Source organism: bacterium (genome assembly GCA_024742285.1).
GTDB lineage: Bacteria > Myxococcota_A > UBA9160 > UBA9160 > UBA4427 > UBA4427.
The window spans coordinates 39,476-57,069 of record JANSYR010000013.1; the positions used below are offsets into that span (position 1 = coordinate 39,476).

A 17,594-nucleotide genomic window follows, 5' to 3' on the forward strand; every position below is an offset into this window, starting at 1 on the left:
GCTACTCGATCACGATCGTCGCGCGCTCGAGGGTGATCGGTCGCTGGGGGCGACCGGGATCCCGGGCGGCGCCGAGGGACTCGATCTTCGCGAGGGTGGCCAGGCTGTCCGGGTCCTCAATTCGGCCGAAGACGGTGTGGCGCCCGTCCAGATCGGGCGTCGCGCGGAAGGTCAGGAAGAACTGGCTGCCGTCGGTTCGCGGTCCGGCGTTCGCCATCGAGAGCGTGCCGCGCCGGCTGTGCGTCTCCGCGTCGGGACCGAACTCGCCTTCGTACTGGAAACCGGGGCCACCGGTCCCGTTGCCCTTGGGATCGCCGCCCTGGGCCATGAAGCCCTGGATCACGCGGTGAAAGAGGGTTCCGTCGTAGAAGCCGAGCCGGGTGAGGTAGAGCGTCGTGCCGACGTGCTTCGGTGCGGACTCGTGGAAGAGTCGGATCTTCATCTCGCCCTGGTTGGTCTTGAGCTTCCAGACGTAGGTCTTGTCCGGTGCGAACTCGACCCGCGGCGGCTTCGCGACCCGGGTCTTCCAGCCGCTTCGCTTGCGGTCGACCGGGTTGGAGAGAATAAACTCGTCGAGGGCCGCCATGGCGGGGTCGCTCGGGCGCTCCTGGTCGGCGCGGGCGCCCTGCTCGGAACAGCCGAAGACGAGGACGAGGGTGAGGAGGCCGAGCAAGGCGCGGAAGGCGCGCGGGGCACCGGCGCGAAACGACATGGATCTCTCCTGTGACGAGGCGGGAGGGGGCGGCCGCGTAACGTACGGCGTTCAGGGCGAAGCGCTAACGCTTCCGACAGAGCCCGAGCGCCCGGAGTTCCTTCGCCGCTTCCCCGGCCCAGCCGCGATTCGCCTTGGGGGACGCGGGGCTCGGGTGGAGCACGCGCCCGATCTCGAGTTCGCGCCCGCCCAGGACCTCGCGCGCCCGGTTCTCCGCGAAGGCCCCGATTCCGACGATCCATTCCGGCTCCAGGATGTCGACGAGTCGGTGGAGGTGATCGTCGCACGCTTCGTAGAGGCGTTCGCGCTCTGCTGGCGCGAGCTTGTCGGGGGTCCGGTTCTTTCCCGAGGCCTCCATGAAGACCAGCGGGCAGTAGTTGGCGATGTAGTGGTCCCGGAAGAAGGCCTCGGGGCGACCCCAGTGATCGCCGATCGCGCCCCAGACGCGCGCGCCGCTCACCTCGCTCCGCGTGCAGGCGAAGCCGTCCACCGGTCGTTTCGGGTGCTCGTCCGCCGGACGATCGATCTTCTCCTCGATCCCCATCCAGTCCCGGACGGACGCGATCTCGCCGAAGGGAACGCCGGTCTGGGTCATGCCGTAGGGGCCCGGGTTCATACCGAGGAAGATCACCCGCTTGCGACCGTCCCCGAAGCGACGGACGTAGCGGCGGTGGCCTCGCGCGGCGTGGACCAGGGGGTTGTAGACGTGGGTGACCGGCGCCCGGAACCGCATCGCGTCCACGGCGTCACACAGGCGTCGCGTCGCGCGCATCACTCGGTCGGCGTGGCCCAAGGGGACCCTCCAGCGGCGTGGGGAGGCGAGGCGACGCCTCCGCGGGAATTCCAGGCGGGCCGCTCACGGCGGCGGCGCGCGCAGTGTAGACTGGCCGCGGTGTGACGCGAGGGGGAGGGATCCACTCGGCGTCCGCCGCACCCGCTCGACGAGGCACGGCGCTGGACGGGATCGGAGGAATCGATGGACACCGGCTTCTCGCCTGCGCTGCTCGCTCTGCTGGGTGTCGCAGTCATCGCCGCGATGGCACTCGCGCTGCTCTGGCGCCGCGCGGAGGCGCGCGGCGTCGCCCAGGAAGAAGCGCTCGAGGGGCTCCGCAGCGAGCGCGAATCGCTGACCGCTGCCCTCAGTCGGGAGCGTCGGGCCCGCGCGGAGCAGGGCGAGGAACTCGCGACGTTGCGCAAGCGCGTCGACAAGGCGAAGAAGCGAAGCGCTCGCGCCGAGAAGGGCGCTGGTGATCTTCCGCTCGGGACGGCCTCCCGGATCGCGGATCTCGAGGCCCAGATCGAGCGCGTCGAACGGGAGCGCGACCGGAGTCGCGCGGAACGGGAGCAGCTCGCGGCCCAGGTCGGGAATCTCGAGGCGCGGCTCGAGGTCGCCCGACGCCCGGCCCAGCCTGCGGCGCCGGCCGCGGCACCCGATGCGGAACGCGAAGAGGGCCGCCTCGCGGAAGCGGTCGAGCAGGTCGACAAGCTCGAGAACCAGCTCGAGCTCGCGAAGCAGAGCGAGGTCCGGATGCGCCGCCGCATGGCCACCCAGGAGCAGCTCTACGCCTCGATCCGCGCCGAACTCGACGTGAAGAAGGATCGGCTGCGCGCCCAGGAAGAGAAGATCCAGCGCCTCGAAGCGCTCTCCGCCGCCGTTCGAAGCGACTGAATTCCCGGCTCAGCCCTGCTTGGCTGCTTGCCACGCCCAATCGAGCCAGGGGAGGAGGGCTTCGAGATCGGCGGTGTCGACGGTCGCGCCGCCCCAGACGCGGAAGCCGGTCGGCGCATCACGGTACGAGCCGATGTCGTAGGCCACGCCTTCCTCGTCGAGGCGCTGGGCGGCCGCCTTGACGGTCTTCGCGACCTCGTCGGCGTCGCGGTCGGCGGCCCAGGGGTCGACGATCTTCAAGCAGATCGAAGTGCAGGAGCGCGTCGCCGGATCGTCACAGAGGAAGTCGACCCAGCTCGAGCCCTCGACCCACCGCGTCACGGCCGCGAGGTTCGCCTCCGCGCGGCCGAGCAGGCCCTCGAGGCCCCCGATCGACTCCGCCCAGCGCAGGCCGTCGAGCGCGTCTTCGACGCAGAGCATCGACGGCGTGTTGATCGTCGAGCCCTCGAAGATCGAGCCGTTCAGCTTTCCGTTCTTGGTCAGCCGGAAGACCTTGGGCATCGGCCACGGCGGCGTGTACGACTCGAGGCGCGCCACCGCGCGCGGCGAGAGGGCAAGCATGCCGTGGGCCGCCTCGCCGCCGAGGACCTTCTGCCAGGACCACGTCACCACGTCGAGCTTTTCCCAGGCGAGGTCCATCGCGAAGGCCGCGCTGGTCGCGTCGCAGATCGTGAGGCCCTCGCGGTCCGCGGGAATCCAGTCGCCGTTCGGGACACGCACACCGGAGGTCGTGCCGTTCCAGGTGAAGACCACGTCGCGGGAGAAGTCGACGGCCGAGAGATCCGGGAGCGCTCCGTAGTCCGCCTCGAGCTTGCGGACGTCCTCGAGCTTCAGCTGCTTGACGACGTCGGTCACCCAGCCGGAGCCGAAGCTCTCCCAGGCGAGCAGGTCGACACCGCGCGCGCCGAGCAGGGACCACAGGGCCATCTCGACCGCGCCGGTATCCGAGCCGGGGACGAGGCCGAGCTTCCAGTCCGCGGGCATGCCGAGGATCGCGCGGCTGCGATCCGACACCTCCTGGATCCGCGCCTTGGCGGGGGCGGCGCGGTGGGACCGACCGGTCATCGCGTGGGCCAGGCCTTCGACGGACCAGCCGGGGCGCTTGGCGCAGGGCCCGGAAGAGAAGTGAGGGCGGGCGGGGCGGGTCGCGGGAGCGGCCATCGTTTCGGTGTCCTCGTGTGGCGGGTCGCCCTGGATGGGCCGATCGGGGGGCGCCGCAGTCTATCGGCGACCCGTGCGGGCGGCCACGGCGCTGCAACGAAGCGTCGCAGGGCGCCGAGGCCCGTTCGGTCGCTCCCCCGGATGCGGTAGGTTCGTCGGCCATGTCGAACGACGACCCTCAGGCCGACCGCCCGGACGCCGCCGCCGTCCGTGCGTTTCTCGACGAGCTCCAGGACCGGATCTGCGAGGGCCTCGAAGACCTCGACGGCGACGCGAAGTTCCTGCGTGAAGAGATTCCGCGCCCGGGCGGCGGAGTCTCTCGCCCCCGCGTGCTCGAGGGCGGCCCGGTCTTCGAGAAGGCGGCGGTGCAGTTCACGCACACCCACGGCAACCAGATGCCCCCGGCGGCCACCCAGCGGCGACCGGAACTGGCTGGACGGACCTACGAGGCGATCTCGGTCTCGTTGATCGTCCACCCACGCAATCCCTATGTCCCGACCTGCCACGCGAACTACCGCTTCTTCATCGCCCACGATCCCGAGGGCCTGGAGCCGGTCTGGTGGTTCGGCGGCGGCTTCGACTGCACGCCGTACTACGGCTTCGAAGCGGACGCGATCCACTGGCACCGCACCGCGCGCGACGCCTGCGCGCCCCACGGCGACGACCTCTACCCGCGCTTCAAGGCGGCCTGCGACGACTACTTCTTCTTGCCCCATCGCGACGAGCCGCGGGGGATCGGCGGCCTCTTCTACGACGACTTCGACGAGGGCGGCTGGGCGCACGCCTTCGCGTTCTGGAAGGACAGCGCGGATGCCTTCCTGCTCGCGTATCGACCGATCGTCGAGCGCCGGCGCGACACGCCCTGGGGCGAGCGGGAGCGCGCGTTCCAGCTCTATCGGCGAGGCCGGTACGTGGAGTTCAATCTGCTGCAGGACCGCGGGACCCGCTTCGGCCTCGAAGCCGGCGCGCGGACCGAGTCCGTCCTGGCGTCGCTTCCGCCCGAGGTGGCGTGGCGCTACGACTGGCGTCCGGAAGACGGCACGCCCGAGGCCCGGCTGCATGCCGACTTCCTGCGCCCTCGTGATTGGGCCGACGAGGCGCTCCCCGAAGACGCCTGAGCTCGTGTCGGCGCCCGCGCGCCGCCGTCGCGTGGGGATCTGTTAGAGTCCGTCCCGCTCTGGCCCCGCCCGCGCCCGTGGCGGTGCGTCACGCAGCCCCGCGCCGCGCACTGGCCGGTTTTCGAGGAGAGATTCAGTCGATGTCATCCGTGGACACAGCCGTTTCTGATCAGGCCGCCGGCGCCGGTGTCGAGTCCAGTGGACCCTATTTCAACCTCCGCGTCGCCGACGTGATCGAGGAGACCCACGACAGCAAGTCGATCGTGCTCGACGTTCCCCCGGAACTCGCCGATCGCTTCGCCTACGCGTCGGGTCAGTTCCTGAGTTTTCGCGTCGAGGTCGACGGTCAGCGCCTCGTGCGCTGCTACTCCCTCGCGAGCGCGCCCGGTCTCGACGCGGCCCACAAGGTCACCGTCAAGCGCGTGGTGGAGGGTCGCGCCTCCAACTGGATGAACGACGCGGTCTCGGCCGGGGACACCCTCGAGGTCATGCCCCCCAATGGCGTGTTCGTACTGAAGGAGCGGGAGACCCCGATCGTCCTCTTCAGCGGCGGCTCGGGGATCACGCCCTGCATCTCGATCCTGAAGACCGCGCTCGCGACGACCTCGCGGCCGATCAAGCTCCTCTACGCCAATCGCGACGACCGCTCGATCATCTTCAAGGACGAGCTGGCGACGCTCCTCGCCGAGAACGAGGACCGGCTCGAGATCACCCATCGCCTCGACGACGTCCACGGCTTCGTCGACGCAGCGCTGGTCGTCCAGGAGATCGGTCCCCGGACCGGCGCCGACTTCTACATCTGTGGCCCCGGTCCCTTCATGGACGTGGTCGAGGCGGGACTCGCGAGCCTCGACATCCCGGCCGACCAGATCCACATCGAGCGCTTCGAGTCGCCCGACACCCCCGGTGCCGAGGCGGCCGCGGCGGTCGAGACCAGCGGCGACCTCGTCGTGACGGTCTCTCTCGACGGCAAGGAGACGGACATCACCCTCGGCGAGGGGGAGACGATCCTGGCGGCGGCGCGCCGCGAGGGCCTCGAACCGCCCTTCGCCTGCGAAGAGGCCTACTGCGGCTGCTGCATGGCGAAGGTCACGGCAGGCGACGTCGAGATGAAGATGAACGACGGTGGCATCGACCAGCGCCAGATCGACGAGGGCTGGGTGCTCACCTGCCAGGCGGTCGTGAAGGGCAAGGTCCGGATCGAGTACCCGGACTAGACCTTCGCCTGCGGGCGCTCGGCGAGCGGGACCTTCGCCTGCGGGCGTCTCATCCTTCGCCTGCGGGCGCTCGGCGAGTCTGTCGCCGGTCCGGAGGCCCGCGCTCGAGGCGGCCGGCTAGATCGTCCGGAAGGAAAGGCCGACGAGGGGGGCGAGCTCGCCCAGGGCCTGCTCCGGGGTCTCGACCTTGATCGTCGCCATGCCCATAGCGCGCGGCGGCTTCAGGTTCGGGCCGATGTCGTCGAGGAAGATCATCTCGTGGGGCCGCTTGCCCATGCGGTCGCAGGCGAGCTCGTAGATCCGCGGGTCGGGCTTGCGGAGACCTTCGACGCTCGACTCGATGAAGACGTCGAAGAGCGCCTTGAGGGCACGGGTCCCGTCGTTCTGTTGCGGGCGTTCGTCGTCCCCGGTGTGGGCCCAGTTGTTCGTGAGCGCGCCGACCCGGAAGTCGGCCTCGCGGAGCAGGCGGATGGCTTCGAGCATCATCGGGCGCGGCTCCGAAGAGGCGGCCATGCGCCCCATCATCTCGCGGGCATCCATTTCGATCCCGGCGGCGAGACAATCCGCTTCGAAGGCCGGGTAGAACGCCTCCATCTCGAGCTCGCCGCGCTCGAGGCGGGACCAGGCGCCCGTCGGCGCGGTGTCCGCGGCCACGCGATTGATGGCGTTGCGGTCGAGGCCGAGCTCGGCCTCGTAGTCGCGGATTGCATGGAGCGGCGATCCGAGTACGACGCCACCGAGGTCGAAGAGGACGGCGGATCTTCTCATGACCGGCAGCCTAGCAGCGGAAGGCCTCGCGGCGGGCGGCGCGGATCGACGCAGGGTCGGGAGAGAAGACGAGGCTGGCCCGCGGATCGCCGGGACCGCTCGCCTCGGCGAGATCGACGATCACCGCGTCGTTGCCGACGTGCTCGTAGATGCCTGCGCGCCAGCCGTCGTCGTCGGCGGGGCGATGGGTGAGTGCGAAGCCGTGTCGGTCGCCGGGCTGGAGGCCGAGCCGTTTTCGTACGCGGGGGAACGCGCGCTTGACGAGCCCGATCGCGACGAGGCCCATGGTCGGGCGGGCGTTGAACTCGACCGCTCCGCGTAGACGGGCGACGGGGTCGCCGTCCGACATCGGTTGGAGGTAACGGAACGCGTCGACCCCGCACGGGCCTGCGTATCCCGCCGCCCGGGCCCGGCTCGCGATCGCCGCGGCGTCGCCGCGCAGGGTCTCGTCGTCGACGTCCCCGGAGAAGACCCGTCCTCGGGAATCCACCTCTCCGAAGTGTCCGCGGTAGCCGCCGCTCGGACTCGTCCACATCTCGAGTGAGCCGAGGACGACGAGCGGGTGCTCCTCGCCTTCGGGCGGGACGAAGAGCGAGACCGAGAGGTCTTCCGTCCGGTCGAGCCAGGGCTCGAAGATCGCGCCCCCCCGCGCCGCCAGTCGCGGCAGCGCGCCGCCGAGCTTCTCCCGGTCGACGGTGCCCCGACCGCCGACACGTCCGCGTCCGCTGCTGCCGTGGCGGGGCTTGAGGGTGTATCGGGCTCCGGTCCATTCGGGCCACTCGGCGAGACGGGCCTCCAATCGGTCCGCCACGGTGTCCGCCGGCGCGAGGGCGTCGGCGTCGAGCACCTCGATCAGGGGCGCGAGGCTGCGATGGACGAGGCCGAGCGCTTCCGCCTGCTCCGCCGCGAAGGCCTTGTCGTGCAGTCGGTCGACGACGTCGGGCGCGCTCGTGGTCGCGGCGAGTCCGGGGCAGCGTTCGAATGCGTTCGTCGTCGCGAGCCAGGCGTGGGGACCCGGACCGTCGAGGAAGTCGAAGATCGCGCGCGAGGGCGGGGCGCCCAGCGCCTTCGGCCAGAGCGAGCGGACCTCCGGACCCGGCTTCGCCTCCGGTCCGAGCGCCAGCCGCGCTCGCCGCGGAAAGAGGAGCGCCCAGAGGTGCGCGGCGGTCCGGACGGGGGGCTGGTCGCGATAGGCGCGATCCGCGTCGCCTTCCTCGGCACCGAGATTCGGGAGGAGCTCGATCGGGGTCGTTTCGCGCTCCCCGACCCGGGCGTCGCGGACGTGCTCGATCAGGGCCTCCGACAGGCCGGCCCGCTTCCGGGGGGCGGCTTCGAAGCGGCGTCCCTTCGCGCGCGCCGGCCCGAGCGGGAAGGGCACGGTCTCGAGGTAGTCGCGCAGGTCGGCGTCGCTCGCGTCTTCCCCACCCGAGAGTCGTCGCAGCCATCGAACGGCGAGCGCCACGTGTGCGACCTCGTCGTCGTGCACGACCTGGCAGATCGCCGCGCTCTCGTCGTCTCCGGCCTCTCGGAAGGCGTCACGATAGGTGAGAGTAAAGTCGAGGTTCGCCTGTTCGAGGGTCAGCCCAATGGCGGCGAGGAAGGCGCGCAGACCGGCGTCGGCGTCCGCGATCGCGGGGGCCTGCTGCCAGAAGTAGTCGGAGTGATCGCCGGTCGCGAAGGTCCCGCCGAGGGCCGCGAGGCGATCGAGGTAGAGGCGGCAGTGGCGCTGCTCGTCGGTCAGGGCCGAGACGAGTCCACGCCGGAGCTCCGCGGGTGCGTCCGGCCAGCGAAGCAGCGCCCACGCGAAGTACTCGACCGCCTGGAGCTCGTGGTGGGCGAAGCGCGACAGGCATTCCTTTCGCGCCTCGGCCTCGCCCAGGGCGGACGGGGCCGGAAGCGCGCCGCCGCCGGGGCCCATCGCCAGGGCCGCATCGCGGGCGGGGCGTTCGATGTCGACGATCGGCGCGGCCGGCGTGTCGGGCAGGGGGCTCCCATCCGGTCCGGTCGGCGGCCGGAGCTTGGTCGCGAGGTCGCCACACGTAAGGACCGCGAGGCAGAACGCCTCGAGGGTCTCGGGCGGGGGAGGCGCAAGCGAATCCGAGGACATGGGGGCGCAGGGTACGCCATCCCTGCGAGGAGGCCGCATGGCGCTCGCCTGCGGGGGAGGGCGATTCGCGTCGCTTTCGGGGCGAAGTGAAACGTGTTTCAATCTCGGGCCATGGCCGCCGAATCCCCCGCTGATCCGCTCGTCGAGGAGCGCGCGCTCCGGATCATCGAGACGACGATCGATCTGGCCGAGCAGGGCGGCTTCGAGGCGGTCCGACTCCGCGACGTGGCGAGTCACGCCGGCGTGGCCATGGGGACGCTCTATCGGCGTTTCCACAGCAAGGAGGACCTGCTGGTCGCGGCGCTCGAGCACGAGACCCGCGCGATGGCGGATCGGGTCTTCGATCGACCGCCGAAGGGCGAGACGCCCGCCGAGCGAGTCGTCGCGTTCTTCGTGATGGCGACCCGTGGCAACCTGCGGCGGCCGAATCTCACGCGCGCGATGTTTCGAGCCTCGGCGGCGGGAGAGCCGGCCCTCGCGCAGAAGGTCGGGATCTTCCACGATCTGATGCTGCGGATGGTCGTCGGTGCCCTGCGCGGTGAGCCGATCCCGGCAGTCGGACCGGCGGAGATCGACGAGCGCGAACGCCTCCTCGGCGAGGTGCTCAACCAGATCTGGTTCGCCGTGATGATCAACTGGTCGAGTGGGCGGGAGAGCCAGGCCTCGATCAACGAACGCATGCGCGCGTCGGTGGACCTCGTTCTGGACGGCGCGAACCGGAGTTCCTAAGTTGACCGCGCTTTCCACCCCAGGAAGGCCGGCATGCACACGAAACGGTGTGCCAGAGAGAAAGGTGTCGAAATGAGAGAAGCAGTCATCGTCGAGGCGGTCCGTTCCCCGATCGCCCGTGGCAAGATGATCAAGGGCGACCTGTCGGGCATGCACACGGCCCACCTCTTCAGCCGCATCCAGCGCGCCGTGGTCGAGCGCGCCGGGATCGAGCCGAAGGACGTGGAGCAGATCATCGGTGGCTGCGTCACGCAGGCCGGCGAGCAGAGCAACAACATCACCCGGCAGTCCTGGCTCTCCGAAGGCGACGACTGGACCTGTGGGGGGACGACGATCGACACCCAGTGCGGCTCCGGTCAGCAGGCGAACAGCCTGATCAACGCGCTCGTGAAGGGCGGCTCGATCGACGTCGGGATCGGCTGCGGCATCGAGATGATGAGCCACGTCGGCCTCGGCCAGAACGTGATCAACGGCCCCGGTTACTTCATTCCGGAGGGCTGGCCCTGGGATTCGCCGCAGACGCAGTTCGAGATGGCGCAGCGGATCGCCGAGAACCGCGGCATCTCCCGGGAGGACGCGGACGCGTTCGCCCTTTCTTCTCAGCAGAAGGCGGCGGCGGCCCAGGCCGAGGGCCGCTTCGAACGCGAGATCGTGCCGATCGAGGCGCCGGTCCTCGGCGAAGACGGCCAGCCGACCGGCGACACGGTCAAGGTCGAGCGCGACCAGGGCATCCGCGAGACGGACGCGGCGGGCCTCGCCGCGTTGAACCCGGTCCTGCCCGACACGATCCACACGGCGGGCAACTCCTCGCAGATCTCGGACGGCGCGGCCGCGGTCCTGATCATGACGAAGGAGAAGGCCGAGCAGTACGGACTGAAGCCCCGGGCGCGGATCGTCCAGGACGTCCTGACCGGGACCGATCCCTACTACGGCCTCGACGGCCCCGTCGACGCGACCCGCGTGATGGAGCAGAAGACCGGCATGTCGATCCGGAACGACATCGACCTCTACGAGGTGAACGAAGCCTTCGCGTCGGTCCCGCTCTCGTGGGCGCAGGTCTACGACATCGACATGGCGAAGGTGAACGTGAACGGCGGCGCGATCGCGCTGGGGCACCCCGTCGGCGCGACCGGCTCGCGGCTGATCGTGACGGCCCTCCACGAGCTCGAGCGCTCCGGCCTCGGGACCGCCTTCATCACCATGTGCTGCGGCGCGAACGTCGGCACGGGAACGATTATCGAAAGGCTCTAGAGAGCCTTCTTCCTTCGGCCGCTCAAGGCTCAAGGCTGCAGCTCAGGGCTGCCATCGAGAGCTCAGGGCTGCCATCGAGCGCCTGTCTACCTCAGGCAGCGGCCCGGACGAATTCAGGAGATAGAACCATGGGTGAACTGGACGGAAAGGTCGCCGTCGTCACGGGCGCCGGGCGGGGCCTCGGTCGCGCGCATGCCCTCGAACTCGCCAGGCAGGGCGCGAAGGTCGTCGTGAACGACCTCGGCGTCGCCGCGGACGGATCGGGTCGGGACGAATCGGCCGGTCAGGGCGTCGTCGATGAGATCAAGTCCGCGGGCGGCGAGGCCGTCGCGCACTTCGGGGACGTCGCGGACTGGGATCAGTCGAAGTCGATGATCACGACGGCAGTCGAGACCTTCGGTGACTTCAACATCCTCGTGTCGAACGCGGGCTTCTGCCGCGACAAGATGATCTTCTCGATGGAGGAGGATCAGTTCGACAGCGTGCTGCGCGTCCACCTGAAGGGCCACTTCTGCGGCATCCGACACGCCGCCGAGTACTTCCGGAACAAGGGCAAGGCGGAGGGGCAGGTCTACGGACGCATCCTCTCGACCGCCTCCGAGGCGGCGTTCTTCGCGGACCCGGGCCAGCCGAACTACTCGGCAGCCAAGAGCGGGATCATCACGATCACCAACGGCGCAGCGACGGCACTCGCGAAGTACGGCGTGACGGCGAATACGTTCATGCCGCGGGCACGCACGGCGATGACGATGGTCGGGCAGACCGCACAGTTCTTCGAGAAGCCCGAGGAGGGCTTCGACATGTTCGCGCCGGAGAACGTCTCGCCCTTCGTGGCCTGGTTGGCCTCGCCGTCGGCGCAGAACGTGTCGGGGAACGTCTTCATCGTCTGGGGCAAGGACATCACGGTGATGGAGCCGCCGAAGCACGGGGTGACGTCCCATGCCTCCGACGAGGACGCCGGCTGGACCTTCGAGGACGTGAAGGCGCAGATGACGAAGGTCTTCGAGGGCAAGGAGCCCGTGAAGGACAGCTTCATCCCGCCGGCGGTCTTCTAGGCCTCGCGCACGAGAGGGCCTGGCGACAGCCGCGCCGATCCGGGAGGGGATGCGATGACCGAGTACAAGACCTGGCAGATCGGGGACGTGAAGGTCACCCGCGTCCTCGAGCAGGAAGCACCCCTTCCGCCGGAGGCGTTGATCGCGAACATCGACGCCGACCGGCTCAAGGAGCACGAGAGCTGGCTCAAGCCGGACTTCATGAACGAAGAGGGCCAGATCGTGCTCTCGATCCATGCCCTGATCGTCGAGTCCGCGGGCAAGACGATCGTGGTCGATACCTGCATGGGCAACGATCGTCCGCTCCCGATGGAAATGGGTCCGCTCCAGACCCGCTTCCTCGAGGATCTCGAGGGGGTCGTGAAGCGCGAACAGGTCGACTACGTGATGTGCACGCACCTCCACTTCGACCACGTCGGCTGGAACACGATGAAGGTCGGGGACGAATTCGTTCCGACCTTCCCGAACGCGAAGTATCTCTTCGCGAAGGACGAGTACGACCACTGGATCGGCGGTCCCGAGGACGAGAACATCGATCTCCGCTACGGCGTCCAGCCGGTCCTCGATGCGGGTCTGCACGAGCTCGTTCCCGACGACCATGCGATTACCGACGAAGTGAAGCTCGAATCGACGCCGGGCCACACGCCCGGGCACGTGAGCGTGACGATCGAGTCGCAGGGCGCGCGCGCGGTGATCACCGGCGACATGGTCCACCATCCGGTCCAGCTGGCGGAGCCCCATTGGGGCAGTCATCCGGACGCGCAGCCCGAGCGGGCGGTCGAGACGCGTCGGGAGTTCGTCGCGCGCTACGGCGACTCGGACGTGCTCGTGATCGGCACCCACTTCTCGGGCCCGACGTCAGGGCGCATCAAGAAGGTCGGGAACAGTTGCCGCCTCGAGTCCGCCTGAGTCCCGCCCGTCGCGACTAGCGCTCCGCCGCCTCGGCCTCGCCGTCGGCGCGGATGCCCTCGAAGCGTGCCTGGGTGAGCGGGAGGGCGATCTCGGGATGGGTCAGGATCGTCAGGCGGTTCGCCTTGATGCCGCGAACCACGATCGGCCCGACGTCTTCCGGAGCCATCGCCTGGGCCGCCATCTCGGCGGGCATCGGCGGCGGCGCTTCGCTCGGTCCTCCGAACCGATCCGGGCGATTGCGGGCGGAGGTCTGCGAGAGGTCGGTCGCGATCAGTCCGGGGCAGAGGACCGATACGCCGATGTTCTCGTTCGTCAGCTCACCGCGCAGGATCTCGGAGTAGCCGTTGCAGGCGTACTTCGAAGCGGTGTAGACGCCCACCTCGAGGTCGTGGATCGCCACGAGGCCCGCCGTCGACGAGGTGTTCACGATATGGCCGCCTCGGCCGTGGGCGCGCATCTGGGGAAGAAAGGCCTGGACGCAGTTCACGACCCCGAAGAGATTCACCTCGAACACGAAGCGCCAGTCGCTGTCGCGCATGTCGGTGATCCGTCCCTGCGGAAGGACGACGCCCGCGTTGTTCGAGAGGACGTGCACCGGACCGAGCGCGTGCGTCACTTCGCGTGCGGCGGCATTCAGATAGTCCGTGTTGGTCACGTCGGCGCGGAGTCCCACGGCGCGCACGCCCTGTGCGCGGATCTCGTCCGCCACCGATTCCGCCGCATGCTCCTCGATGTCGAGGACCGCGACGTCCATGCCTTCGCGCGCGAGGGCGAGGGCGATTCCGCGCCCGATCCCCTGGCCACCTCCGACCACGACGGCGTTCTTCCCGGCGAGCTCCTCCATCGATCCTCCCTCGTTGGAACACGTTCTAGGGGCCGAGCATCGCGCCTCGCTCACACGCGGGCAACTCGCCGACCCGGTCCTCCGCGGGGCTGGAAATGCCCGGAACGAATGGGGTAGTCTCGAAAGGCTTCCTCGAACGGGAAGCGTTGAGTCCGAATTCGAATGCGGGTCGCGTCCCGGAACGGGGCCGCCCAGGAGAGAACACATGAAGGCTGTTGTGGACTACGACCTCTGCGAGGCGAACGCGCTGTGCATGGAGGCCTGTCCCGAAGTGTTCCGCGTGGAGGAAGACGACACGCTGACCGTGCTGATGGAGGAGATCCCGGAAGATCTCCGTGCCAAGATGCAGGACGCCGAGCGGCTCTGCCCGCGACAGGCGATCCGTATCGAGGGATGATTTCATTTTTCGAGGCCTGCGGCCTCGAGGACAGGCCGGCTCTGCCAGCAGATCAGTCGCCGAAGCGCGGCTAGCTCTGGTTGGGCGAGAGCCGACGCACGCGGCGAGGGCGCACGATGTTGATCGTGCGCCCTCGTTGCGTCTGGGGCCGACCTAGCCGATCAGGGCCTGGCCGCCGTCGAGGGCGATGGACTGGCCGTTCACGTAGGCGCAGGCGTCGCTGCAGAGGGTGGCCACGAAGCGGCCGATGTCCTCTTCGAGCTCGCCGACGCGTCGCATCGGAATCGTCTGGAAGTAGGCCTCGGCCTCTTCCGGAGCGTTCTCGATCCAGCCGGCGAGACCCGGGCTCGCCGCGAGGGGCAGGATCACGTTCGTACGGATCCCGTCGACCGCCCACTCACAGGCCGCCGCGCGGGTCAGGCTTCGGACCGCTTCCTTGACCGCGGCGTAGCAGCCGTAGTTGGCCATGTCCCACCGCTTCGCGGCTGCGGTCCCGAGGTTCACGATCGAGCCGCCGCCCGCGAGGTGCGGGCGACAGAGCTTCATCAGGCGGAACGTCGCGAGCGGGCCGCTCTCCCAGCCGGCGGTGAAGACTTCGTCGGAGACCGCGTCGAGCGGGCCGAGCGGCACCTCCTGGGCGTTGTTCACCAGGATGTCGATCGTGCCGAGCTGCGCGACGACCTCGTCGACCATCGCGGCGAGGGAGGCTTCGTCCTTCACGTCGCAGGTGAAGGCCTGCGCGCGACCGCCGCGCTCGGTGATCTGCTTGCAGGTGTCGTCGAGCTTCGAGGCCGTGCGCCCGCTGACGGCGATCGCGGCGCCTTCCGCCGCGAGGGCGAAGGCGATGCCCTGGCCGACGCCCTGTCCCGCGCCCGTGATCAGCGCGACCTTTCCGTCCAACTGTCCCATGATCTTTCTCCTGTCGTCGCTCGGATTCGTTCAGTCGCCGAGGGGCTCGACGATGGCACGATCCACGTAGAATGCGAGATGGTCGCGAATCGCCTCCATCTGGTCGAAGGGGTCCTCGTAGCTCCACGCGACCTGCTCGACGCGCGCGTCGTCGTCCGGGGACCCGAAATCGAAGTAGCTCGCATCGCCCTTGAACGGACAATGGGTCGAGTGCGTGACGCGTTCCAGGACCGCCATCCGCACGTCCTCGCGCGGCACGTACACGACCGGCGGATACGCGCCTTCGAGCAGGGTGAGGCCGCGGCGGGTCTCTGCGACGAGGGTCTCGCCCACTCGGACGCGGACCGCTGCGGGGCTGTCCTCGAAGCGGAGCACGTGCTCGGGGTGGCGGTCGTAGGCTTCGGATCGGGCCATGGCTGGGATCGGCTCCTCGTCTCGGGGAAGGGCCCCGGATCAGTCCTCTCCGAGCGTTTCGCAGGCAGCGGCGAGGGTGCGCTCGCCCTCGCGCGTCTGGACGCCGCGGTCGAGGAAGCGTTGCATCCGCGGAACGCGCTCGGAGCGCGGATCGCTCATCAGGCCGTCGAACGCGCGCTGCTCCGTCAGCAGGTCGCGCTCGATGTCGGCGTCGGCGATCGCCTGGATCGTTCGCTTCGTCTCCTGGATCGTGTGGGCAGGGAAGCTCGCGATCCGTCGCGCGAGGCGGTCGACGAAGGGACCGAGCGCGTCGGCCGGGAGGGCTCGGTTGATCCATCCGTAGCCTTCGGCTTCGACGGCGGAGAAGTCGTCGCCGCCGAGAATGATCTCGGCCGCGCGCGCACGACCGACCAGGCGCGTGAGCCGGGCCGTTCCGCCGGCGCCCGGGAGGATGCCGAGGGGAACTTCCGGTTGCGCGAAGACCGCGCGGTCGATCGCCGCGAACCGCATGTCGCAGGCGAGGGTGACTTCGCTGCCGCCGCCGCGAGCGAAGCCCTCGATCCGGGCGATCGTGACCTGGGGAAGCTTCCGCCAGCGCTCGAGGATCTGGTGCGTGAAGGGGAGCGCGTCGACGGGCGGCGTGGGCTCGGGGGGAACCTGCGCGATCGTCTCGACGTCGCCGTGAGCGATGAAGAAGTCCGGGTCCGCGCTCGACAGGACGACGACGCGGCTTTCTGCGTCCTGCTCGAGGCGCTCCACGGTCGTGAAGAGCGCGCCCATCAGCTCGGCGCCGAGCAGATTCATCGGCGGGTGGTCCAGGATCACGCTCGCGACGCCGCCCTCGGTTTCGATGCGGATCGGGGAGGCGGGGTCGCTCATCGGGTCTCCAGGGCGGTTCGGCCGCCGGGTCGCCGAGTCTAGTGGGCGTGGGGGGGCGGACAAGCGGGCCTTCGCGCGCGGCAAGAGGGGCTTTGCCCGCGCACCCTCCAGTCTCTACCGTGCCGGTAACGACTCGAATTCGCGCGTCTTTCGAGCGCCTCGGCCTCAGCAACCCGAAGTTCGTGCGCAGTCCTCAAGCTATGTCCGCGGATTTCCGATGAAAGTGGGGACGGCCATTGTCTGGCCAGGAGAACGCCGTGCTCGATCGATTCCGCCCGCTCCTCCTCTCGGGTCTGCTCCTCGCAGGACTGGCCAGCACCGGTTGCGGCAGCGACACCGAAGGCGCCGTCCTGCTCGTCGATGCCGAGTTCAACCCGGCCGGCGCCGCGACCACGAACGGTCAGGTGAGCGAGACCGTCGAGGTCGCCCAGACCTTCACGGTCGTGAACGACGGCAAGTTCGAACGCTTCTGGCTGCTCCTCACCCAGGGTGCGTCCGTCGACACCGGCGTCATCCGGATCACCGTCCGCCCGGTGGCGGGTGGTCTGCCGAACGCGAGTCCCGCGAGCTCGATCATCGATCCGATCGACGTGGATACGAGCACGCTTCCCGGCCTCGGGGTCGAGACCTGGACGATGTTCGACGTCGGCAGCGACCCGGGCCGCGAAGTGACGACCGGCGAGATGTACGCCTTCGTCCTCGAGTTCGTCAGCCGAACCGGCACGGACACCGCCCACATCGCCCGCTTCCTCGGCATCGAAGGCAGCGGCGGCGACCCCTACGTCGACGGCAGCGCCGCCCTCGACACCGGCGCCGGCTTCGTCCTCAGCCCCACCTCGGACGACTACATCTTCCGCACCTTCGTCCTCGAGCCGTAGCCCGAGTCCAGCACGCGGATCAGCGAACGATCCGTACGCCCACCGACCGGTTGCGCTCAGTGCACCGCGATCAAGGCGCACGGCCCGCGCTCAAACTCGTCGGTCAGTGTAGAAACGACCGAAGAGCAAGCGCCCACAGCACCCGGCCTGGTTGCTGGGCGTGCGCTCAAACTCGTCGGTCAGTGTAGGAACGACCGAAGAGCAAGCGCGAACCCCCGCAAGGAAAATGGTGGAGCCGGCGGGAATCGAACCCGCGACCTCTTGAATGCCATTCAAGCACTCTCCCAACTGAGCTACGGCCCCAACGGGAGGCGGATCCTACCGCAGGGGAACCCGCTGTCAAAGGCTTCGGGCGCTCGAATCCGAACGGGCGCGGAATCGGAAAGCGCACCTGCGGCGGGGAGTTGCGGGTGCGTGGTATGCTGCCGCCCCGCTGCCGGAGTGGCGGAATTGGTAGACGCAGGGGACTCAAAATCCCCCGGCCGCAAGGCCGTGCGGGTTCGATTCCCGCCTCCGGCACCGTTTCGTTGCGAGCCGATGTGCCGCTGCGTGCGTCGCTCCTGCGGTCTTCCTT

Annotated in this window: 18 protein-coding genes and 2 tRNA genes; 10 read left to right on the forward strand and 10 right to left on the reverse strand. The window is 69.3% G+C overall.

The genetic code is table 11. The annotated features are described in order from the left end of the window. Position 1 precedes the first annotated feature (1 nt). Together NXI30_21100 and NXI30_21105 are read right to left on the reverse strand one after the other, a co-directional pair. Positions 2–712, reverse strand: a complete 711-nt coding sequence (locus tag NXI30_21100) for a peptidylprolyl isomerase (GenBank protein ID MCR9096729.1) — start codon at positions 710–712, stop codon at positions 2–4. A 64-nt stretch (positions 713–776) separates the two neighbouring features. Further along, positions 777–1,484, reverse strand: coding sequence for a single-stranded DNA-binding protein (locus NXI30_21105; GenBank protein ID MCR9096730.1), 708 nt, complete (start codon positions 1,482–1,484; stop codon positions 777–779). A gap of 204 nt (positions 1,485–1,688) precedes the next feature. On the opposite strand from NXI30_21105, the gene NXI30_21110 reads away from it, so the two are divergent. Then, the gene (locus NXI30_21110) at positions 1,689–2,381 is read left to right on the forward strand and encodes a hypothetical protein (GenBank protein ID MCR9096731.1); all 693 of its coding nucleotides are present in this window, start codon (positions 1,689–1,691) and stop codon (positions 2,379–2,381) included. Positions 2,382–2,390: 9 nt separating this feature from the next. Here the strand turns inward: NXI30_21110 and NXI30_21115 are convergent, their stop codons facing one another. After that, positions 2,391–3,542, reverse strand: coding sequence for a phosphoserine transaminase (locus NXI30_21115; GenBank protein ID MCR9096732.1), 1,152 nt, complete (start codon positions 3,540–3,542; stop codon positions 2,391–2,393). A 161-nt stretch (positions 3,543–3,703) separates the two neighbouring features. Here NXI30_21115 and hemF point away from each other — a divergent pair, with 161 nt between their 5' ends. Both hemF and NXI30_21125 read left to right on the forward strand, forming a co-directional pair. Continuing rightward, on the forward strand, positions 3,704–4,660 hold the full coding sequence (hemF, locus tag NXI30_21120; GenBank protein ID MCR9096733.1) for an oxygen-dependent coproporphyrinogen oxidase: 957 nt from the start codon (positions 3,704–3,706) through the stop codon (positions 4,658–4,660). Positions 4,661–4,800: 140 nt separating this feature from the next. Beyond that, complete coding sequence (locus tag NXI30_21125; GenBank protein MCR9096734.1) at positions 4,801–5,877, forward strand: ferredoxin--NADP reductase; 1,077 nt, start codon at positions 4,801–4,803, stop codon at positions 5,875–5,877. Positions 5,878–5,994: 117 nt separating this feature from the next. On the opposite strand, the gene NXI30_21130 is transcribed toward NXI30_21125, so the two are convergent. Together NXI30_21130 and NXI30_21135 are read right to left on the reverse strand one after the other, a co-directional pair. Beyond that, a complete protein-coding gene (locus tag NXI30_21130) occupies positions 5,995–6,645 on the reverse strand; it encodes an HAD family phosphatase (protein MCR9096735.1) in 651 nt (216 codons plus the stop codon). Between the two features lie 10 nt (positions 6,646–6,655). Then, positions 6,656–8,752 carry a ferritin-like domain-containing protein gene (locus NXI30_21135; protein ID MCR9096736.1) on the reverse strand — a complete coding sequence of 699 codons (2,097 nt, stop codon included), beginning with the start codon at positions 8,750–8,752 and terminating at the stop codon, positions 6,656–6,658. 111 nt (positions 8,753–8,863) lie between these two features. Between NXI30_21135 and NXI30_21140 the strand changes: the two genes are divergently transcribed. The 4 genes from NXI30_21140 (at position 8,864) to NXI30_21155 (ending at position 12,696) form a co-directional block, all read left to right on the forward strand. Continuing rightward, positions 8,864–9,481 carry a TetR family transcriptional regulator gene (locus NXI30_21140; protein MCR9096737.1) on the forward strand — a complete coding sequence of 206 codons (618 nt, stop codon included), beginning with the start codon at positions 8,864–8,866 and terminating at the stop codon, positions 9,479–9,481. Positions 9,482–9,553: 72 nt separating this feature from the next. Next, positions 9,554–10,732, forward strand: coding sequence for a steroid 3-ketoacyl-CoA thiolase (locus tag NXI30_21145; GenBank protein MCR9096738.1), 1,179 nt, complete (start codon positions 9,554–9,556; stop codon positions 10,730–10,732). Positions 10,733–10,860: 128 nt separating this feature from the next. Further along, the gene (locus tag NXI30_21150; protein MCR9096739.1) at positions 10,861–11,787 is read left to right on the forward strand and encodes an SDR family NAD(P)-dependent oxidoreductase; all 927 of its coding nucleotides are present in this window, start codon (positions 10,861–10,863) and stop codon (positions 11,785–11,787) included. A 54-nt stretch (positions 11,788–11,841) separates the two neighbouring features. Continuing rightward, positions 11,842–12,696, forward strand: coding sequence for an MBL fold metallo-hydrolase (locus NXI30_21155; GenBank protein ID MCR9096740.1), 855 nt, complete (start codon positions 11,842–11,844; stop codon positions 12,694–12,696). A 16-nt stretch (positions 12,697–12,712) separates the two neighbouring features. On the opposite strand, the gene NXI30_21160 is transcribed toward NXI30_21155, so the two are convergent. Then, on the reverse strand, positions 12,713–13,543 hold the full coding sequence (locus NXI30_21160) for an SDR family NAD(P)-dependent oxidoreductase (protein MCR9096741.1): 831 nt from the start codon (positions 13,541–13,543) through the stop codon (positions 12,713–12,715). A 205-nt stretch (positions 13,544–13,748) separates the two neighbouring features. On the opposite strand from NXI30_21160, the gene NXI30_21165 reads away from it, so the two are divergent. Next, positions 13,749–13,940, forward strand: a complete 192-nt coding sequence (locus NXI30_21165) for a ferredoxin (protein MCR9096742.1) — start codon at positions 13,749–13,751, stop codon at positions 13,938–13,940. Positions 13,941–14,093: 153 nt separating this feature from the next. Here the strand turns inward: NXI30_21165 and NXI30_21170 are convergent, their stop codons facing one another. From NXI30_21170 to NXI30_21180, 3 genes are read right to left on the reverse strand one after another with little or no spacing between them, the layout of a single operon-like run. Then, positions 14,094–14,849, reverse strand: a complete 756-nt coding sequence (locus NXI30_21170) for an SDR family oxidoreductase (protein MCR9096743.1) — start codon at positions 14,847–14,849, stop codon at positions 14,094–14,096. 30 nt (positions 14,850–14,879) lie between these two features. Next, positions 14,880–15,263, reverse strand: coding sequence for a DUF427 domain-containing protein (locus NXI30_21175; protein ID MCR9096744.1), 384 nt, complete (start codon positions 15,261–15,263; stop codon positions 14,880–14,882). A gap of 39 nt (positions 15,264–15,302) precedes the next feature. Beyond that, positions 15,303–16,142 (reverse strand): enoyl-CoA hydratase/isomerase family protein, encoded by an 840-nt coding sequence (locus NXI30_21180; protein ID MCR9096745.1) that lies wholly within the window; start codon positions 16,140–16,142, stop codon positions 15,303–15,305. 257 nt (positions 16,143–16,399) lie between these two features. Here NXI30_21180 and NXI30_21185 point away from each other — a divergent pair, with 257 nt between their 5' ends. Continuing rightward, positions 16,400–17,020 (forward strand): hypothetical protein, encoded by a 621-nt coding sequence (locus tag NXI30_21185; protein ID MCR9096746.1) that lies wholly within the window; start codon positions 16,400–16,402, stop codon positions 17,018–17,020. Positions 17,021–17,247: 227 nt separating this feature from the next. Here NXI30_21185 and NXI30_21190 read toward each other — a convergent pair. Continuing rightward, positions 17,248–17,323 (reverse strand) — tRNA-Ala (locus NXI30_21190). Between the two features lie 132 nt (positions 17,324–17,455). Between NXI30_21190 and NXI30_21195 the strand changes: the two genes are divergently transcribed. Next, positions 17,456–17,539: transfer RNA gene (locus tag NXI30_21195), tRNA-Leu, on the forward strand. Positions 17,540–17,594 lie beyond the last annotated feature (55 nt).

Excerpts from the sequence above, each read along its gene's own strand:
- NXI30_21100 (MCR9096729.1), bottom strand. The coding sequence starts at position 712 with ATGTCGTTTCGCGCCGGTGCCCCGCGCGCCTTCCGCGCCTTGCTCGGC.
- NXI30_21105 (MCR9096730.1), bottom strand. The coding sequence starts at position 1,484 with ATGCGCGCGACGCGACGCCTGTGTGACGCCGTGGACGCGATGCGGTTC.
- NXI30_21110 (MCR9096731.1), top strand. The coding sequence starts at position 1,689 with ATGGACACCGGCTTCTCGCCTGCGCTGCTCGCTCTGCTGGGTGTCGCA.
- NXI30_21115 (MCR9096732.1), bottom strand. The coding sequence starts at position 3,542 with ATGGCCGCTCCCGCGACCCGCCCCGCCCGCCCTCACTTCTCTTCCGGG.
- hemF (MCR9096733.1), top strand. The coding sequence starts at position 3,704 with ATGTCGAACGACGACCCTCAGGCCGACCGCCCGGACGCCGCCGCCGTC.
- NXI30_21125 (MCR9096734.1), top strand. The coding sequence starts at position 4,801 with ATGTCATCCGTGGACACAGCCGTTTCTGATCAGGCCGCCGGCGCCGGT.
- NXI30_21130 (MCR9096735.1), bottom strand. The coding sequence starts at position 6,645 with ATGAGAAGATCCGCCGTCCTCTTCGACCTCGGTGGCGTCGTACTCGGA.
- NXI30_21135 (MCR9096736.1), bottom strand. The coding sequence starts at position 8,752 with ATGTCCTCGGATTCGCTTGCGCCTCCCCCGCCCGAGACCCTCGAGGCG.
- NXI30_21140 (MCR9096737.1), top strand. The coding sequence starts at position 8,864 with ATGGCCGCCGAATCCCCCGCTGATCCGCTCGTCGAGGAGCGCGCGCTC.
- NXI30_21145 (MCR9096738.1), top strand. The coding sequence starts at position 9,554 with ATGAGAGAAGCAGTCATCGTCGAGGCGGTCCGTTCCCCGATCGCCCGT.
- NXI30_21150 (MCR9096739.1), top strand. The coding sequence starts at position 10,861 with ATGGGTGAACTGGACGGAAAGGTCGCCGTCGTCACGGGCGCCGGGCGG.
- NXI30_21155 (MCR9096740.1), top strand. The coding sequence starts at position 11,842 with ATGACCGAGTACAAGACCTGGCAGATCGGGGACGTGAAGGTCACCCGC.
- NXI30_21160 (MCR9096741.1), bottom strand. The coding sequence starts at position 13,543 with ATGGAGGAGCTCGCCGGGAAGAACGCCGTCGTGGTCGGAGGTGGCCAG.
- NXI30_21165 (MCR9096742.1), top strand. The coding sequence starts at position 13,749 with ATGAAGGCTGTTGTGGACTACGACCTCTGCGAGGCGAACGCGCTGTGC.
- NXI30_21170 (MCR9096743.1), bottom strand. The coding sequence starts at position 14,849 with ATGGGACAGTTGGACGGAAAGGTCGCGCTGATCACGGGCGCGGGACAG.
- NXI30_21175 (MCR9096744.1), bottom strand. The coding sequence starts at position 15,263 with ATGGCCCGATCCGAAGCCTACGACCGCCACCCCGAGCACGTGCTCCGC.
- NXI30_21180 (MCR9096745.1), bottom strand. The coding sequence starts at position 16,142 with ATGAGCGACCCCGCCTCCCCGATCCGCATCGAAACCGAGGGCGGCGTC.